The organism is Mycolicibacterium chitae, from assembly GCF_900637205.1.
Taxonomy (GTDB): Bacteria; Actinomycetota; Actinomycetes; order Mycobacteriales; family Mycobacteriaceae; genus Mycobacterium; species Mycobacterium chitae.
Genome location: NZ_LR134355.1, coordinates 4,056,282 through 4,072,819, shown reverse-complemented (window position 1 = coordinate 4,072,819; position 16,538 = coordinate 4,056,282). Strand labels below are relative to the sequence as shown.

The 16,538-nt window shown below is 68.4% G+C and carries 19 protein-coding genes; 10 read left to right on the top strand and 9 right to left on the bottom strand.

Annotated elements, in window-relative coordinates:
• The first annotated feature begins 6 nt into the window (after window positions 1–6).
• The 7 genes from EL338_RS19530 to EL338_RS19500 are packed head-to-tail and all read left to right on the top strand — an operon-like array spanning window position 7 to window position 7,208.
• Window positions 7–1,035, top strand: a complete 1,029-nt coding sequence (locus tag EL338_RS19530; protein WP_126335262.1) for an MCE family protein — start codon at window positions 7–9, stop codon at window positions 1,033–1,035.
• Entirely contained in the window at window positions 1,032–2,348 is a 1,317-nt protein-coding gene (locus EL338_RS19525) for an MCE family protein (protein ID WP_126335261.1), read from the top strand. The genes EL338_RS19530 and EL338_RS19525 overlap by 4 nt, the downstream gene beginning before the upstream one ends.
• Complete coding sequence (locus EL338_RS19520) at window positions 2,348–3,640, top strand: MCE family protein (protein ID WP_126335260.1); 1,293 nt, start codon at window positions 2,348–2,350, stop codon at window positions 3,638–3,640. Before EL338_RS19525 ends, EL338_RS19520 begins: the two co-directional genes overlap by 1 nt.
• Window positions 3,640–4,785, top strand: a complete 1,146-nt coding sequence (locus tag EL338_RS19515) for an MCE family protein (protein WP_126335259.1) — start codon at window positions 3,640–3,642, stop codon at window positions 4,783–4,785. Before EL338_RS19520 ends, EL338_RS19515 begins: the two co-directional genes overlap by 1 nt.
• 1 nt (window position 4,786) lies before the next feature.
• On the top strand, window positions 4,787–6,220 hold the full coding sequence (locus EL338_RS19510) for an MCE family protein (protein ID WP_126335258.1): 1,434 nt from the start codon (window positions 4,787–4,789) through the stop codon (window positions 6,218–6,220).
• On the top strand, window positions 6,184–6,723 hold the full coding sequence (locus EL338_RS19505) for an Rv1363c family protein (RefSeq protein ID WP_126335257.1): 540 nt from the start codon (window positions 6,184–6,186) through the stop codon (window positions 6,721–6,723). Before EL338_RS19510 ends, EL338_RS19505 begins: the two co-directional genes overlap by 37 nt.
• On the top strand, window positions 6,720–7,208 hold the full coding sequence (locus tag EL338_RS19500) for a hypothetical protein (protein WP_126335256.1): 489 nt from the start codon (window positions 6,720–6,722) through the stop codon (window positions 7,206–7,208). The genes EL338_RS19505 and EL338_RS19500 overlap by 4 nt, the downstream gene beginning before the upstream one ends.
• A 34-nt stretch (window positions 7,209–7,242) precedes the next feature.
• Here the strand turns inward: EL338_RS19500 and EL338_RS19495 are convergent, their stop codons facing one another.
• Window positions 7,243–8,070, bottom strand: coding sequence for an SDR family NAD(P)-dependent oxidoreductase (locus tag EL338_RS19495; RefSeq protein ID WP_126335255.1), 828 nt, complete (start codon window positions 8,068–8,070; stop codon window positions 7,243–7,245).
• A 194-nt stretch (window positions 8,071–8,264) separates the two neighbouring features.
• Between EL338_RS19495 and EL338_RS19490 the strand changes: the two genes are divergently transcribed.
• A complete protein-coding gene (locus EL338_RS19490; RefSeq protein ID WP_126335254.1) occupies window positions 8,265–9,185 on the top strand; it encodes an alpha/beta hydrolase in 921 nt (306 codons plus the stop codon).
• Here EL338_RS19490 and EL338_RS19485 read toward each other — a convergent pair whose 3' ends face one another.
• From EL338_RS19485 to EL338_RS19460, 6 genes are all read right to left on the bottom strand, one after another.
• Window positions 9,186–10,367, bottom strand: a complete 1,182-nt coding sequence (locus EL338_RS19485) for a TetR/AcrR family transcriptional regulator (protein ID WP_126335253.1) — start codon at window positions 10,365–10,367, stop codon at window positions 9,186–9,188.
• 122 nt (window positions 10,368–10,489) lie between these two features.
• Window positions 10,490–10,906, bottom strand: coding sequence for a MaoC family dehydratase (locus EL338_RS19480; protein WP_126335252.1), 417 nt, complete (start codon window positions 10,904–10,906; stop codon window positions 10,490–10,492).
• Window positions 10,903–11,352 (bottom strand): MaoC family dehydratase N-terminal domain-containing protein, encoded by a 450-nt coding sequence (locus EL338_RS19475; protein ID WP_126335251.1) that lies wholly within the window; start codon window positions 11,350–11,352, stop codon window positions 10,903–10,905. The genes EL338_RS19480 and EL338_RS19475 overlap by 4 nt, the downstream gene beginning before the upstream one ends.
• Window positions 11,349–12,542, bottom strand: coding sequence for a lipid-transfer protein (locus tag EL338_RS19470; protein ID WP_126335250.1), 1,194 nt, complete (start codon window positions 12,540–12,542; stop codon window positions 11,349–11,351). Before EL338_RS19470 ends, EL338_RS19475 begins: the two co-directional genes overlap by 4 nt.
• 128 nt (window positions 12,543–12,670) lie before the next feature.
• Window positions 12,671–13,465, bottom strand: coding sequence for an SDR family NAD(P)-dependent oxidoreductase (locus EL338_RS19465; RefSeq protein WP_126335249.1), 795 nt, complete (start codon window positions 13,463–13,465; stop codon window positions 12,671–12,673).
• 203 nt (window positions 13,466–13,668) lie between these two features.
• Window positions 13,669–14,352: a hypothetical protein gene (locus EL338_RS19460; RefSeq protein ID WP_126335248.1), complete on the bottom strand. Its 684-nt coding sequence runs from the start codon at window positions 14,350–14,352 to the stop codon at window positions 13,669–13,671.
• 161 nt (window positions 14,353–14,513) lie between these two features.
• On the opposite strand from EL338_RS19460, the gene usfY reads away from it, so the two are divergent.
• Together usfY and EL338_RS19450 are read left to right on the top strand one after the other, a co-directional pair.
• A complete protein-coding gene (gene usfY, locus EL338_RS19455; protein WP_126335247.1) occupies window positions 14,514–14,825 on the top strand; it encodes a protein UsfY in 312 nt (103 codons plus the stop codon).
• A gap of 168 nt (window positions 14,826–14,993) precedes the next feature.
• Window positions 14,994–15,218 (top strand): hypothetical protein, encoded by a 225-nt coding sequence (locus EL338_RS19450; RefSeq protein WP_126335246.1) that lies wholly within the window; start codon window positions 14,994–14,996, stop codon window positions 15,216–15,218.
• Between the two features lie 5 nt (window positions 15,219–15,223).
• Here EL338_RS19450 and EL338_RS19445 read toward each other — a convergent pair whose 3' ends face one another.
• Window positions 15,224–15,556, bottom strand: a complete 333-nt coding sequence (locus EL338_RS19445; RefSeq protein ID WP_126335245.1) for a GNAT family N-acetyltransferase — start codon at window positions 15,554–15,556, stop codon at window positions 15,224–15,226.
• Complete coding sequence (locus EL338_RS19440; protein ID WP_126335244.1) at window positions 15,553–16,536, bottom strand: pirin family protein; 984 nt, start codon at window positions 16,534–16,536, stop codon at window positions 15,553–15,555. The genes EL338_RS19445 and EL338_RS19440 overlap by 4 nt, the downstream gene beginning before the upstream one ends.
• Window positions 16,537–16,538 lie beyond the last annotated feature (2 nt).

Genomic DNA, 16,538 nt, shown 5'->3' with positions numbered 1-16,538 from the left:
TCAACCGTGCGAACTAACCTGCGACGTGTCGTCGTCAACCTAACCGTGTTCGTGGTGGCGTGTGTTGTCGCCACGTTCGGTCTGCTGGCGATCTTTGCGAACCTGCGGTTCTCCGATCAGCCGCTCTACAAGGCCGAGTTCACCGACGTGAGCGGCCTGGAGATCAACGACTTCGTCCGCGTCGCCGGCGTGGAAGTCGGTCAGGTGAAGAAGATCTCGGTCCAGCAGAACTCGCTGGCGGTCGTCGAGTTCTCCGCCAATCCTTCGGTGTCCCTCACCGAGGCCACCAAGGCGCAGATCCGCTGGGCCAACCCGATCGGCGACCGCTACATGGCGCTGGTGGAGGGTGCCGGCGACATGCAGCGGCTACCCGCCGACGGCACCATCCCGGTGGCCCGCACCGAGCCGGCGCTGGACCTCGATACGCTGCTGGGCGGGTTCCGTCCGCTGTTCCGCGCGCTGGACCCCGAACAGGTGAACACGCTGTCGAGCGCGTTGATCCAGGCGTTCCAGGGCGAGGGCGCGACCATCGGGTCGTTTTTGAGCCACGCGGCCACGGTCACCAACACGCTCGCCGACCGCGATCAGCTGATCGGGCAGGTGATCACCAACCTCAACACCGTGCTGGGCACCTTCGGCGGCCAGACCGAGCAGTTCGGCAAGGCGGTCGACTCGCTGTCGGAGTTGGTGCAGGGCCTCGAGCAGCGCAAGGTCGACGTCACCAACGCGGTGGCCTACACCAACGAAGCCTCGGCGACGGTTTCCGACCTGCTGATGCAGGCGCGCGCGCCATTCAAAGAGACTGTCGCGCAGTCCGATCGGGTCAACTCGCTGGCGCTGGCCGATCACGAGTACCTCGACAACCTGCTCAACTCGCTCCCCGATGCCTACAAGCGGCTGGCGCGCCTGGGCAACCGCGGCGACTTCATCCCCGAGTACCTCTGCTCGATGTCGTTGAAGCTCAACGGCAAGGGCGGTCAGCCGGTCTACGTCAAACTCATCGAGCAATCCACGGGGAGGTGTGCACCGAAATGAAACCGTTCGCCGAACGCAACCCCTTCCTCGTCGGGCTCACGGGCGCCACGCTGACCGTCGGTATCGCGCTGGTCTCGCTCAACTACGACAAGCTTCCCTTCAGCGGTTCGTCCCGCAGCTACTCCGCGTACTTCGCCGAGGCCGGCGGCCTGCAGGCGGGCGCCCCGGTGCAGGTGGCCGGGTTCCGGGTGGGGGAGGTCTCCAACATCGACCTGGACGGCAACCGGATCCTCGTCGACTTCGACGTCGACAAAGGTGTGCACCTCGGTGAGTTGACCGAGGCCCGGATCCGCACCAAGAGCCTGCTGGGCTCCAAGGTCCTCGAGATCACCGCCCGCGGTGAGGGACGACTGGACTCGACGATCCCGGTGGAGCGCACGATGTCGCCCTATCAGCTGCCCGACGCCCTGGGCGATCTGTCCGCCACCATCAGTGGTCTGGACACCGACACGGTGTCCGACGCGCTGGCCACCCTGGCCGACACCTTCCAGCACACCCCGCCGGATCTGCGGGCCGCGATCGAAGGCGTCGGACGGTTCTCCGACACGCTCGGCCAGCGCGACACCGAACTGCGCAACCTGTTGAGCAACGCCAGCAAGGCCACCGGGGTGCTCTCCGAGCGCGCTGACCAGGTCGCCGAGTTGGTGTCCAACAGCAATGCGCTGCTGGCCCAGCTGAGTTCGCAAAGCACTGCGCTGCAGCAGATCTCCCGCAATCTGTCGTCGTTCGCCCAACAGCTCGCGGCGTTCATCGAGGAGAACCGCGAACAGATGAAGCCCGCCCTGGACAAGCTCAACGGGGTCCTGGCCATCGTCGACAACCGCAAGGAACGCGTCACGGAGGCCATCGTGTACCTGAACAAGTACACGATGTCGCTGGGCGATGCCGTCGGGTCGGGCCCGTTCTTCAAGGCGTACCTGTCGAACGCGCCGGGTCAACTGGTGCAGCCGTTCATCGACGCGGCGTTCTCGGATCTGGGTCTGGATCCCAACGTGAAGCTGCCCTCGGAATTGATCACGCCGCAGACCGGCCAACCGGCGACCCCGGCGCTGCCGGAACCGTTCCCGCGCACCGGTCAGGGCGGTGAGCCCCGGCTCACGGTGCCCGACGCCATCACGGGCAACCCGGGCGACCCGCGGTATCCGTACCGGGAACCGCTGCCCGCGCCGCCGCCGGGCGGGCCCGCTCCCGGACCGCCGGCGCTGTGGCCCAACGGTGAAGCGCCGCAGTTGCTGCCCGAGGTCGAGCCCACGTCGACGCCGGATGTCGGCTCACCGGCCGGCCCGGTCCCGCACGGCGGAGGAGGACAGTGATGCGCAAACCGACACTGCGCACCGGCCTGATCGTCGCGCTGGTACTGGTCGTGGTCGCCGGCGGGGTGCTGGCGCTACGCGCGTTCAACCAGGCCGGGCGCACCAACGTCGTCGCGTACTTCGACAACAGCAACGGCTTGTTCGTCGGCGACGAGGTGCGCATCCTGGGCTTCCCCGTCGGTGCCGTCGAAAGCATTGAGCCGGAACCGAGTCGGGTCAAGGTCAGCTTCTGGGTCAAGGGCAAGTATCAGGTGCCCGCCGACGCCAAGGCCGTCATCGTGTCACCGCAGCTGGTGACCGCCCGGGCGATTCAGCTGACGCCGGCCTACACGTCGGGGCCGGTGCTGGAGAACGGTGCCGTCATCGGCGAGGACCGCACCGCGGTGCCACTCGAATGGGACGACCTGCGCGCCCAGCTGGAGAAGCTTTCCGACGCGCTGCAGCCCACCGAACCCGGCGGCGTGAGCACGCTGGGGCAGTTCGTCAACACCGCGGCCGAGAACCTGCGCGGACAGGGCGTCAACATCCGGGAAACCGTCACGACGATGTCGCAGGCACTTTCGGCCCTCGGTGATCACAGCGACGACACCTTCGCCAGCCTCAAGAACCTGTCGGTGGTGGTGACCGCGCTCGAGGACAGCTCGCAGCTGCTCGGGCAACTCAACCGCAACCTGGCCGCGGTCACCGGGCTGCTGGCCGACGATCCCGGCGCGGTGGGTGCCGCGATCAACGACCTCAACTCGGTGGTCGGGACGGCGACCCAGTTCGTCCGCGAGAACCGGGAGGCGGCCGGTATCGCCGTCGACAAGCTGGCGTCGATCTCCACCGCTGTGCACGGCAGCCTCGATGACATCGAGCAGGCACTGCACTCGTTCCCGACCGCGGCGCAGAACTTCGCCAACGTCTACCAGCCCTCGCAGGGCGCGCTGACCGGCATGCTCGCCGTCAACAACTTCGCCGATCCGATGTCGCTGGTGTGCGGCTCGGTGGAGGCGGCCGCACGGTTGAACTCCGAGTATTCGGCGAAGCTGTGTATGCAGTACCTCGCGCCGATCGTCAAGAACCGGCAGATGAATTTCCCGCCGCTGGGCGAGAACCTGTTCGTCGGTCAGTCGGCGCGTCCCAACGAGCTGACCTACAGCGAGGATCGGCTGCGGCCCGACTACTACCCGGTGCAGAACCCGGCCCCGGCGCCGCCGGCCGAGACCGCGCCGGTCGCGGTGCCCGTGGGCGCCGCCGATCCGGCCGCGGGACTGCCGGGCCTGCTGCTGCCGGCCGAAGGAGGTTCGTGATGTCCCTCGCTCAAATCTCCTGGCGTAAGCGGTGTTTGGCCGCCGTCGCGGCGGTGGCGGTGACGGTGCTGACCGGCTGCGAGTGGCGCGGTCTGAACTCGCTGTCCATGCCCGGCACCGAGGGCGGCGGCGACGGTGCCTTCACCGTGCGGGCACAGTTGCCCGACATCGGGACCATTGAACCGAACTCGCGGGTTCGCGTCGGCGACGTCAACGTGGGCACCATCACCAAGATCGAGCTGCAGGACTGGCACGCGCTGATCACCATGCGGCTCAACGGCGATGTCGAGCTGCCGGCCAACGCGCGGGCCACCGTAGGCCAGACCAGCCTGCTCGGCTCGCTGCACGTCGAGCTCGGACCGCCGACCGACGTTGCCCCGCAGGGCCGGTTGCAGGACGGGGCGTTGATCCCGCTGCAGGCCGGGGCCGCCTACCCGACCACCGACCAGACGCTGGCCGCGCTGTCGTTGCTCCTCAACGGCGGCGGTGTGGGGCAGATGCAGGACATCACCGCGGCGTTCGCCACCGCATTCGTCGGCCGGGAGGGCGACCTGCGCAGCCTGATCGAACAGCTGGACCTGTTCGTCGGCCGCCTCGACACCCAGACCGGCGACATCGTCGCGGCCAGCGACAGTTTCAACAATCTGGTGGGCCAGTTCGCCGACCAGAAGCCGGTGCTGGACAACGCCCTGGAGACCATCCCGAACGCGCTCGAGGTGCTCAGCGAGAACCGACAGAACCTCACCGACGCCGTCGACGGCTTCGGCAAATTCAGCGCGCTGACCGCCGACACGGTCAACCAGACCAAGCAGAGCCTGGTGTCCGAACTTCAGGCCCTCGGACCGGTGTTCAAGTCCCTGGCCAACGCCGGGCCGGACATGACGCGCGCGCTGAGCCTGTTGGCCACCTTCCCGTGGCCCATCGAGAACATCGAGAAGATCGTGCGCGGCGACTACCTCAACACCGACGTGATCTTCGACCTCACCCTGAGCCGGCTCGGGGACGGGTTGCTCAACGGCACCCGCTGGGAGGGTGATCTCACCGAGTTGGAGATGCAGTGGGGTCGCACCATCGGGCAGCTGCCCAGTCCGTACACCGCGGGCAATCCGCTGGTGGCTCCCTACCAGTTCAACCAGGGGCCCTGACATGGTGACCAAGCGAATCAAGATGCAGTTGGCGATCTTCGGGATCGTCTCGTTGGTCGCGGGCGCCATCATGGCGTTCAGCTACGTCAAGGTGCCGTCGATGCTCGGCATCGGTCAGTACACCGTCACCGTCGAGTTGCCACAGACCGGTGGCCTGTACCAGACCGCGAACGTCACCTACCGCGGCACCAAGGTCGGGCGGGTCACCGATGTGCGGCTGACGGACACCGGTGGGGTCGAGGCCGTGCTGTCGCTCAAGAGCGGGATCAACATCCCGTCGGATCTGAGTGCAGAGGTGCACAGCGTGTCGGCCATCGGCGAGCAGTACGTTGCCCTGCTGCCCCGCTCGGAGGACGGCCCCGAACTGCGTGACGGGGATGTGATCCCGCTGGATCGGTCCACCGTCCCGCCGCCGATCAACAAGCTGCTCGACGCGACCAACCGGGGCATCCAGGCGATCCCGAAGGACAACGTCAAGACCGTCATCGACGAAAGCTACACCGCGGTAGGCCGATTGGGGCCGGAGCTGTCCCGCATCGTGCAGGGCTCCACGCAGCTGGCCAGCGACGCCCGCGCCAACCTCGACCCGCTGATCACCCTGATCGACAAGGCCGCCCCGCTGATGGATTCCCAAGCGGAGACCGCCGATTCGATCCAGGCCTGGGGCGCACACCTGGCGAACCTGACCGAGCAGGTCCGTTCGGCCGATCCCGCCGTGGCCGGCCTGATCGAGAACGGGGCCGAGACGGCCGAGGAGGCCCGGCAGCTGTTCGACCGGCTCAAGCCGACTCTGCCGGTGCTGATGGCGAACCTGGTGAGTGTGGGCGAGGTGGCCGTGACCTACCAGCCGGCCATCGAACAGGTGCTGGTGCTGCTGCCGCAGCTGACGGCCAGCCTGCAAGGTGCGCTGCTGGCCAACAAGGATTCGCTGCGCAAGTACCCCGGCCTGTACGTCAGCTTCAACCTGAACCTGAACCTGCCGCCGGTGTGCACCACCGGATTCCTGCCGGCCGACCAGCAGCTGACACCCAACGTGGAGGCCACGGCCGATCCCATCGAGGGTGACCTGTACTGCCGGATCCCGCAGGATTCGTGGAACGTCGTGCGCGGCAACCGCAACTACCCGTGCATCACCCGCCCGGGCAAGCGGGCGCCGACGGTGAAGATGTGCGAGAGCGACGAGGAGTACGTGCCGCTCAACGACGGCTTCAACTGGAAGGGCGACCCGAACGCCACCCTGTCGGGCCAGGGCATTCCGCAGCTGCCACCGCCGTCCGCCGAGGAGCGGCCCGCCCCGCTGCCGGTCGCCGAGTACGACCCGGCCACCGGCGACTACGTCGGACCGGACGGCAAGCTCTACAACCAGGCGAACCTGGCGACGCATACGGAAGGCAAAACGTGGGAGAGCATGCTGATGCCGCCACCGGCGAGCTGAACGATCCACCGGCACAACGGTTCGACGGCGTCCGGGCGGCCATCGCCCTGGGCACCGGGGCGCTGGTGGTGCTCGGCTGCCTCGGCGGTTGGCTGGGCTATCGGGCCGTCGAGCAGCACCGCGACGAGGCGCGACAGGCCGAGTTCGTCGAGGCGGCCCGCCAAGGCGTGCTCAACCTGACGACCATCGACCACGCCACGGTGGACGCCGACATCCAGGAGATCCTGGACTCGTCGACCGGGGTGTTCCGCGAGGACTTCGAGAAGCGGGCCGAACCGTTCGCGGAGGTGGTGCGGCAGGCGAAGTCGACCTCGGAGGGCTCGGTGACGTCGGCCGGCCTGGAGTCCCGCGACGGCGACAGCGCACAGGTGCTGGTGCTGATGTCGGTGAAGATGACCTACGCCGGTGCACCGGAGCAGGATCCGCAGATCTGGCGGATGCGCATCGGGGTGCAACGCAGCGGTGACGCCGCCAAGATGTCCGATGTGGCGTACGTGTCATGAGGCGACCGCAGCAGAAGACCCTGGCCTACGTGGTGCTGCCGCTGGCCGTGTTGGTCATGGCGTTGGGCGTCGGTTACCTCAAGTGGCACGCGCAGCCCGGCGCGCTGTCCGAGGTCGGTGCGGCCCAGGCGGTCTCGGCGGCCACGGAGGCCACCACAGCGATGCTGTCCTACCGCGCCGAACATGTCGACGCCGACTTGACCGCCGCCAGCGAGTACCTGACGGGGGACTTTCGGTCCCGCTTCGCCGCGCTGATCAACGACGTCGTGATTCCCGGTGCCAAGGAGCAGCACATCTCGGCGCAGGCGTCGGTGCCGGCCGCGGCCGTGGTGTCCTCGACGCCCGACCGCGCCGAGTTGCTGGTCTACATCGACCAGACAACCACGGTGGGCGACAGCGCACCGACCGTGACCCAGTCCTCCGCGCGGGTGCTGGTGGAGAAGGTCGACGGCCGGTGGCTGATCGCCGATTTCGAACCGATCTGATCCGCTACTGCCTGATTCGCTACTGCCTGATTCGCTACTGCGACGTCGCGGTCGCGGCCCCCAGGGCCACCATGTCCGGCATGAACGGCTGGTGCGCCAGCAGGCCGCCGTCGACCCGGATGGTCTCGCCGTTGATGCCCCGGGAGTCGTCGGAGGCCAGGAACGCGTAGACCTTGGCGAGCTCGGCGGGACCGTTGAGGTCTTTGGCCAGGGTGTGGCGGCGGTAGATGTCCTTGACCACGTCGGGCAGCTGCTGGGCGGGCGGCGTGGTGGTGGTGCCGGGGCAGATCGCGTTGCACCGCACCCCTTCCTGGCCGTATTGGGTTGCGGTGTAGGCGGTCAGGGCCAGCAGGGCGGCCTTGGTGGCGCCGTATCCGGTCAGGCTGGTGTCCCCGGCGAACGCGTGGGTGGACGCCGTGTTGACGATCGACCCGCCGTTGGCGCGCAGCTGCGGCAGCGAATGCTTGGTGGTGAGCATGGCGCTGCGCAGGTTGACCGCCATGACGTCGTCCCAGACCTCGGTGGACATGGTGGCGATGTCCCCGTCGCCGGGCGGGAAGACGCCGGCGATGTTCAACAGGACGTTGATACCGCCGAAGGTCTCGATGGCGGTGGCCACCAGCTTCTCGATCTGGTCCTCGTGGCGCAGGTCGGTCTGCACGGCGACCGCGACGCCCGGGCCGCGGGCCTCGTTGAGCGCCTCGGCCAGCGCCGTGGCGCCGTCGATGTTGAGGTCGGCCAGCACCACCCGGGCGCCCTCGGCGACCAGTTCGGTGGCCGCGGCGCCGCCGATGTTCAGGCCGCCGGGGGTTACCGTGGTGGCTCCGGTGACGATTGCGGTCTTGTCGGAGAGTCGGGGCATGGGGGTCCTCATCTGTGCGCGGCGACAATGTGTCGCAAATGGTCCTTTGTGAAGGCTAACTTCATCAGACAGGCCAGTCAATGGCGCTGTGACAGGTTATTATGGCCTTAGAGTTAGTATTGATTCTTGTAGGAAATGGCTAGGGCGGAGCCCCCGGGCGGGCGGGGCCCAGCCGCGGCAGATGGGTGGTCGAGATGAGTGCGTTGCCTTCCGACGACGACTGGACGCAGGCGGACGCCGAGGCGCTCGAGCGGGCCGAGGAGCAGCTGCGGGAGGTATTCGGCGACGGGCGCCAACCGCTGCCCGTGATGCGCGAGAAGCTCGACGCGATGATGACCTCGCTTCCGCTGCCCGAGGACGCGGCGGTGGCCGAGGTGTCGGCCGGTGGAGTCCCGGCGCTGCGCGTCAGCGCCGGCGCGGTCGACGACAGCGCCGCGGTGGTGTGGCTGCACGGCGGCGGCTACCTCATCGGGTCGCCGACGGGATATCGCGGCGTCGCCGCGGCGGTGTCGGCGGCCTGCGGGCACCCGGTGATCGTGCCGGACTACCGACTGGCCCCGGAGCACCCCTTCCCGGCCGCCGTCGAGGACGCCCATGCCGTGATGGAGTGGGCCGCAGTGCAGTTCGGACCCCGCTGGGTGCTGGCCGGTGATTCCGCCGGCGGCGGGCTGACCGTGGCATCCCTGATCCGCGCGCGCGACACAGGCACCGCGGTGCCCGCGGCCGCGGTCCTGGTGTCGCCGCTGGCCGACTTCACCGCCTCCGGGGAGAGCTTCGACACCCACGCCGAGGCCGATCTGGCGATTTCCCGGCGCTCGGTGCAGGGGTTGGCCGCGGCCTACCTTCGGGATCACGATCCGCGGGATCCGTTGGCCTCGCCGGTGTTCGGCGCGCTCGATCGGCTGCCGGCGACGCTCATCCAGGTCAGCGACCGCGAGGTGCTGCTGGATGACGCCAAGGCGTTGCACGCCGCGATGCAGCGCGGGGGATCGGCCTCGACGTTGTCGATCTACTCGGGTGTGTGCCACGCCTGGCCGATGTTCGTCGCGTACATGCCGCGCGCGCAGCGGGCGGTCGCCGAGATCGGCGCCTTCGCGCGTGCCTCGGTGGGCTGATCAGCTGGCCAGAACGGCGGCCACCAGCCGGTGCAGTTCCATCGCGATGCCGGGGCGGGCACGCATGCTCTGGGTCTGGGTGATGTCGGTGACCAGACCGATGGAGGCCTGCGCCAACAACCTCGCGTGGTGCACCGACAGGTCCGGTCGGATCCCGACGATCGCGGCCACCCACTCGTCGATGTACTCGCGCTCGCTGGTCCGGATCGCCTCTTGCGCGGGCTCGGGCAGATAGATCAGGTCGGCGGCCAGGATGGCCAGGATCGGTTGATGCGGTCCGAGCGCCAACTCGATGAGCGTGCACGCGATGACATCGACGGCCTCCTGCGGTGTGCGCGCAGCCGGCAGCCGGTGGTTGGTGACGTAGTGCAGACCCTCGGCGCCGCGGTGCAGAACCGCCTGCAACAGTTCGGCCTTGCCGTTGAAGTACTGGTAGAACGTGGCGATCGCGGTGTCCGAGGCCGCGGCGATCTCCTCGATGCCGACGGCGTGGTAGCTCTGGCCGTGGAACAGCCGGGTGGCCGCGGCCAGGATGCGCTCACGCCGGCCCGGCGGGCGTCGCAGGTAGGCCGGCGGCGCCGAATCGGCGGTGGCGCCGTCCAATTCGCAGTCCAGGATGTTGGTGGCCATGGACTGCAGGATCGACTTGACGGTGGCGTCGTCGAGGCGTCGACGGATCGCCGAGACGCTCGAGTAGACGGCCAGCACGCTCCACGCCCGCAGCTCGGCGTCGCTGGCCGGCTGGTCGTGGTCGTCGAGCCCGAGGGCCTGCATCGTGAGTCGCAGAACCTGGTTGAGCTTCAGCCGGAACTGGTCCTGTTCGGCCTCGGAGAGCTGCCGTCGCTCCCGCTTCCACAGTAGGACCTCTTCGCGTTCGAGCACCAGATCCGCGAGTTCGGACAGGAACTGGGCCGACCGCTGCGCCGGGTCGAGGTCGGCCGCCACCGCCCGCGCCGCGACCTCCTCGACCGCGCCGAGTTGCTCGGAGACCGCCTGGGCCAGGATGTCGTGCTTCTTGCGGAAATGCCGATACAGGGCGGGGCCGGTGAGCCCGACCGCCGAGGCGACGTCGTCCATGCTGACGTTGTGGTAGCCGCGCTCGGAGAACAACCGGGCGGCGGCCTGGGACAACTGCAGCTTGCGCACCGAACTCCGGGCGTGCTGGCGGACGGCTTGTGCCACTTGGCGTCCCTCCCCTCGTGTGCCGGTCGGCGGGTGATCCGTGCCCGTCAGTGAAGCATGATTATAGGCGGGCACGTCCCGCGCCGCGCTGAGGCGAACGTCGATCTTTGCGGCGCGGCGCCTCAGGGCAGCGCGACGACGGCTTCGCCGGCCAGTGTCACCGTGCCGTCGGCCAGCGTGATCTTCACGTCCACCGTCGCGCGCTTCTCGCCGTCGACCTCGTCGACCGAGGTCACCGTTCCGGTACAGGTCGGCTGGGCCAGCACCGGGGTGATCGCGGTGAATCGGGTGCTCAGCGAGCGCAACTGGGACTGCGGCACCCACGAGGTGACCAGCCGGCCCAGGTAGGCCATCGAGAGCATGCCGTGGGCGAAGACGTCCTCGAAGCCCGCGGCCTTGGCTGCGTCGATGTCGACGTGGATCGGGTTGTGGTCGCCCGAGGCGCCGGCGAACAGGGCCAGGGTGGTGCGGGAGATCGGCGCGAGCTCCAGCGGCGGGAGTTCGGTGCCAACCTGGATTTCGGCGATGTCGGTGCTCACGAGGGCGCTCCATTTCGAATGACGGACACGCTTTCCATCTCGGCGACCAGCTCGTCGCCCGAGGTCAGCTGTGAACGGCGAACCAGGAATTCCAAGGCGCCGTTGCGTTTCGAGTAGTAGTCGGTGAACTCGGCCCGCAACGACAGCGTGTCGCCGGCGTGCACCGGCCGGTGATAGGTGAACCGCTGCTCGCCGTGCAGCACGGCCGACACGTCGACCCCGTTGGCCTCGAGCACGCCCAGGGTGTCGGAGTGCTCGAGGTCGATGCCGAACACGAAGGTGGGCGGCGCCAACAGGTCGGGGTGTCCGGCCGCACGGGCCGCCTCGAGGTCGGAGTAGACCGGATCGGTCTCACCGATCGCCTTGGCGAACATGGCAACTCGACCGCGTTCGATGTCGACGGTGCTCTCGGGCCACTGGTAGCCCTTCAGGGATTCGGCGCTCATCGGGCTCCCGCCTTCTCGTAGAGGGTGACCACGCAGGCGCCGCCGAGACCGAGGTTGTGCTGCAGCGCGAGGGTGGCGCCCTCGACCTGGCGGTCGCCGGACTGGCCGCGCAACTGCCACACCAGTTCGGCGCACTGCGCCAAGCCGGTGGCGCCCAGCGGATGGCCCTTCGACAGCAGCCCGCCGGAGGGGTTGGTGACCACGCGGCCGCCGTAGGTGTTGTCGCCGTCGAGGATGAACTTCTCGGCCGTGCCCTCCGGGGTCAGGCCCAGGCCCTCGTAGGTGATCAGCTCGTTGGTGGTGAAGCAGTCGTGCAGTTCGACGACCGGAATGTCCTCGGGCCCAACGCCGGCGGCCTCGTAGACCTCGCTGGCGGCCTTGGCGGTCATGTCGTAACCCACGACGCGGCGCATGTCCTCGCCGTTGAACGCCCCGGGCAGGTCGGTGACCAGCGACTGCGCCCGGATCCGGATGGCGCCGTCGATGCCGTGCGCCGCGGCGAACTCCTCGCTGCAGACCACCGCCGCGGCCGCGCCGCAGGTGGGCGGGCAGCATTGCAGTCGGGTCAGCGGCCCCCAGATCTGCGGCGAGGACATCACTTCGTCGAGTTCGACGGGGGTGCGGAAGACGGCGAACGGGTTGTTGGCCGCGTGCTTACGCGCCTTGACCGAGATGCGGCCGAAGGTCTCGGGCTTGGTGCCGAAGCGCTCCATGTGCGCGACGCCGGCGCCACCGAACAGCTGCGCGGCCATCGGCGCCTGCGGGTCCGCACCGGGCTGAGCTTGCGCGACCTCCTCGAACTTGCCGGTGGAACTCGGACGGTCGTCCCACACCGCGGCGAGGGCGCCGGGACGCATCTGCTCGAAGCCCAGTGCCAGCACGCAGTCGGCGACGCCGGCGGCCACGGCCTGCCGGGCCAGCCACAGCGCCGACGAACCGGTGGAGCAGTTGTTGTTGACGTTCACCATCGGGATGCCGGAGAGGCCGAGGTGGTACAGCGCGGCCTGACCCGAGGTCGAGTCGCCGTAGACGTAGCCGACGTAGGCCTGGTTGATCTTGGCGTAGTCCACGCCCGCATCGGCCAGCGCGGCCTTGGCGGCCTGGGCCCCCATCTCCTGGTAGTCCTGGCTCTTGCCGGGTTTGGCGAAGGGGGTCATCCCGACTCCCGCGACGCAAACGGTGTTCTGCATTTCCACCTCGTCCGATCTTGACTAGAATCAAAACTAACCATATGGCCTGATGTGGCTTTACTGCAACTAGCCCGTTGTCGCAGATGCCGATATTGGTAATAACTGGACGTGAAGCAGCGGCGCGTTCGTCAGCCGGCCGGTTGCGGGCCGGCAGCGGGCTGGGTGGCCCGCTCGAAGTGGGCGTGCACATTCGGGTAGCGCATCATGTGAGCGCCGCCGTTGAGATCGAGGACCTCGCCGGTGATCCATTGCGCTCGAGCCAGATACAGCACCGCCTCGGCGATGTCCTCCGGCGTACCCGGTTTCCCCAGCGGGATGTTCTCCACATATTCGGACTCCACGCCGTCGACGCCCAGGGCGCCCGAGGTCAGCGGGGTGTGCACCAGACCCGGCGCCACGGCGTTGACGCGGATGCGCGGGGCCAGCTCGAGCGCCGCGACCTGTGTCAGCATCGACAGGCCGGCCTTGGCCGAGCAGTAGGCGCTCATGCCGACGGCGGGCTGGCGGGCGTTCAGCGAACTCAGCGTGATGATGGCGCCGCCGTCCACGAGGTGGCGACCGGCCTGCTGGATGACGAGGAAGGTGCCGCTCAGGCAGACGTCCACCACGCGGCGGAACTTGGCGACGGGCAGATCGGTCACCAGCCCGAGCGTGGTGATGCCGGGGCAGTGGACCACGGTGTCGATGCTCGCGGCGTGCTGGGCGGCCTGCTCGAACATCGCCGCAACGCTGGCCTCATCGGCGACATCCACCGGCAGCGCCGCGTGTCCGGTGCCGGGCAGTTGCTCCACGACGGTCTGCGCACCCTCGGTGTTGCGGTCGGCCACGATCACGGTCTTGCCCTCCCGGGCCATGCTCTGGGCGATCGCCGCCCCGATGCCCGATGCTCCGCCCACCACGATGGCGCAGGACTGCTCGCTCACGGATGCTCCCTTGTTCGATGGTTCCGTCGTGCGAAAACCGGGAACGTGCGCACGTGACGCTGGCCGCCCGACCCGCTCTGTTAATTCAGATTCTATCAGTGACGGACCGGCGGCGCGACGCCTCACCGTGGGGAACGGCGCATACCTCGCCCCGGAGAGTGTGGCGAACAATGACGATTATGGTTCCGGGTCGCCCGGCCGGATCACTGCACCCGGAGGCCGGTGACCGCGAAACGTTCCACCTCGGCGACGTGTCCACCCGTCGAGACGACCACGGTGACGGTGCCCGGTCGGGGTGCGCGGGTCATGCTCACCTGCGCCGACCACGGCTGGTCCTGACCGCCCGCCGGTAAGCAGCAGTAGTCGCCGAGAGCGCGGTCCTGACCGGACTGGCGGATCTGCAGGTGCAGGCTCTCGTCGATGCCGGTGATCCGGCCGCCGGCCTCGACGGTGTCGCGGACCAGGCTGCCGTACGGCGGCGCTTGGAGCGTGAGCACCTCGTCGCGGGTGCCCACCACCTCCCACGGCGCATCGGCGGCGGGGCCGAACCGGGCCAGGTGGATCGTCGCGGCTGTGGCCACCCGGTCGTCGGGAAGTCGATAACCGACGTCGACCCAGGCCTCGTCGTCGTCCTCGGTGGCCCCTGCGATCCGGTCGATTTCGTTGAAGTCCAGGAAATCCCGGGTGAACGCCAACGCGGTGGCGCCGGGGTCAGCGTGCCAGTCGGCCGTGGATTGGTCCGCCTCCTGCTGGTCGGCGAAGGGCCAAAGTGGTTGGTAGCCAAAGACAAATCCATCGACCGGGGCCGGGTTGGCCGGCGAGCAGGAGATCAGCAGCAGCCCGCACAACGCGGCGAGCACCGCGGTGCGGCGAGCGGCGGGAGTCATGGCTGCGATGATGCCAGCCATTCGCCGAGATGGCCGAAATGCCGAAAGTTACTCGCACAAACCGGCCCGAACTCCCCTTTGGGCGAAGGAGGCTGCGAGCCCTGTGACGCGCATCACAACCAGCGTATCCTGGGGTTATCTCTGCGATGAAGGGAGGCGCGATGAAGGGCGCACATAGGGACCCCATCGATCACTCTCGGACCACCCAGCCGCACGCCGGTGAATCGTTCATCGACACGCTGTGGTGGCCGGGGCTGCTCCTGCTGGGGATCGGCACCGTGCTCATCGCCTGCACCGTGGCGGCGTCGGCGTATGGCAACAGTGGTCTGTCGCTGACCCTTGCGCTGATCGCCGGAGCCATCGTCACCGCGGGCACGTTGTTGATCACCCTGGAGCACCGTCGGGTCAACCGCGTCGAGCGGCGCTGGCAGGCCGAACACGCCGACCGGATGCCGCACCTGCGCGCCAGCTGATCGGTGCGGACGCACGGGGTAACCGCATTCTCGCAGCTGGCCACCTGTGGCGCTGTCACCTGCGGAAATAGCTTAGCTGACCTTGCATATCGGTTTGGCGGTGTCACTGTGCTTTATCCCACACAAGGCTCTACACTGTGGTCCACGCCATAAGTGAAGGGGAATGCAATGGTCGGATTTGATGACGGCCCGGTGGGACAGTCCAAGAAGGCGCTGCCGCCCGCCGCGGGTGGGTCCATCAGCGGCCACCGTGCTCTGTTGGCGGTGTTGTTGTTCGTCATCGGCGTCGCCGTTGTCACCGGCGTCGCGGTGGCCGTGATGAGTGGGCAGGTCGCCGTCGCGATCGCGATCGGACTGGTCGGTGCGGCCTTCTTCAGCCGGGTGGGCGCCTGAGGCGCTCAGTCCGGCAGTGATTCCCGGATCTCCGGCGTCGCCTCATCGGCGATGGCGGCGAATTCCGGGTGCTTGTCGACGTAGGCGGCGACCATGCTGCAGACGGGGACGATCCGCACATCCTCGTCGCGGGTGGCCGCCAGCGCCGCCCCGATGAGCAGGGTCGCCAGCCCGCGACCCTCGAAGCCGTCGGACACCTCGGTGTGGAAGAAGACGCGCCGGCCGTCGCGCTCGACGTAGGCGGTATGGCCCGCGGTCTTGCCGTCGACGCCGACGGTGAACCGGTCGGATTCCTTCGTGACCGTGACGGGGGCGCCGGTCTTGTCGGTGAGAGTCATGAGAGGCCCTTTCGCTTCGGTTGTTGTCGTGGTTTGAGCCTGGTGGTCGGCAGCGGGGGAGCCGGAATCCGGTCCAGCTCACCCTGATACCCGTGTACCGCGCCGAACCGCGCGGACTCGGCCTGCCACTGCGCGCGGTATTCGACGATCTCCTCGTGGGTGCGCCCGACGAAGTTCCACCACATCAGCAGTTCCTCGGTGAACGGCGGGCCGCCGAGCAGGATGGCCCGCGCGCTGTCGGTGCCGGTGTTGGTCAACGTCAGCGTGGTCTCGCCGACACCCTGGTAGGCCAACTCGTGTTGCGCCACCGCGGTGTCGGCGACGTCGAGTGCGCCGGTGTCGATCAGCACGGCGTGCTCGAACGTCGAATCGATATCCAGCCGCACCGATCCGGCGGCGGGCAGGTCGATCTGCGCGCCCAGCAGCGGCGTCGGTGTCCGGACCGGCGACCTCGCACCGGCGAGCGAGCCCAGGAACACCATCAGTTGCGCGTCGCCCGCCGCGGTGGGCTCCGGCGCGAAGTGGTCGAAGCCGCGGTCGCCGTGGCGCGCTTCCTCCGGCTGCGCGAACCACAACTGGACGCCGTGCAGGATGCTCGTCGCCGGGGTCGACACCTCGGAGTGGCAGATGCCGGTACCGGCGGTCATCAGGTTGAGTTCACCCGGGTGCACCATCGCGTGCACGCCACCGGAGTCGCGGTGCTCGATCTCCCCACTGAAAAGCCAACTGACCGTGGCCAATCCGGTGTGCGGATGCGGTGCGACATCCATGCCGGGCCGGGTCCGGACATCTTCGGGGCCGTAATGGTCCACAAAGCACCAGGCGCCCACCATCGAGCGTTGCCGCTGCGGCAGCGTGCGGTTGACGCGCATGGCCCGCGGGCCGCCGAGCGGGACATCGCGCGGGGTGAGGATCTCGATGCGCTCCGAAGGCCCCGCCCCGCAATCGACTTCCACGGGTTCGACTTCCAGATTGCTCACGG

Excerpts from the sequence above, each read along its gene's own strand:
- EL338_RS19445 (WP_126335245.1), bottom strand. The coding sequence starts at position 15,556 with ATGACTCTCACCGACAAGACCGGCGCCCCCGTCACGGTCACGAAGGAA.
- EL338_RS19525 (WP_126335261.1), top strand. The coding sequence starts at position 1,032 with ATGAAACCGTTCGCCGAACGCAACCCCTTCCTCGTCGGGCTCACGGGC.
- EL338_RS19515 (WP_126335259.1), top strand. The coding sequence starts at position 3,640 with ATGTCCCTCGCTCAAATCTCCTGGCGTAAGCGGTGTTTGGCCGCCGTC.
- usfY (WP_126335247.1), top strand. The coding sequence starts at position 14,514 with ATGAAGGGCGCACATAGGGACCCCATCGATCACTCTCGGACCACCCAG.
- EL338_RS19475 (WP_126335251.1), bottom strand. The coding sequence starts at position 11,352 with ATGAGCGCCGAATCCCTGAAGGGCTACCAGTGGCCCGAGAGCACCGTC.
- EL338_RS19490 (WP_126335254.1), top strand. The coding sequence starts at position 8,265 with ATGAGTGCGTTGCCTTCCGACGACGACTGGACGCAGGCGGACGCCGAG.
- EL338_RS19510 (WP_126335258.1), top strand. The coding sequence starts at position 4,787 with ATGGTGACCAAGCGAATCAAGATGCAGTTGGCGATCTTCGGGATCGTC.
- EL338_RS19495 (WP_126335255.1), bottom strand. The coding sequence starts at position 8,070 with ATGCCCCGACTCTCCGACAAGACCGCAATCGTCACCGGAGCCACCACG.
- EL338_RS19520 (WP_126335260.1), top strand. The coding sequence starts at position 2,348 with ATGCGCAAACCGACACTGCGCACCGGCCTGATCGTCGCGCTGGTACTG.
- EL338_RS19470 (WP_126335250.1), bottom strand. The coding sequence starts at position 12,542 with ATGCAGAACACCGTTTGCGTCGCGGGAGTCGGGATGACCCCCTTCGCC.
- EL338_RS19500 (WP_126335256.1), top strand. The coding sequence starts at position 6,720 with ATGAGGCGACCGCAGCAGAAGACCCTGGCCTACGTGGTGCTGCCGCTG.
- EL338_RS19460 (WP_126335248.1), bottom strand. The coding sequence starts at position 14,352 with ATGACTCCCGCCGCTCGCCGCACCGCGGTGCTCGCCGCGTTGTGCGGG.
- EL338_RS19450 (WP_126335246.1), top strand. The coding sequence starts at position 14,994 with ATGGTCGGATTTGATGACGGCCCGGTGGGACAGTCCAAGAAGGCGCTG.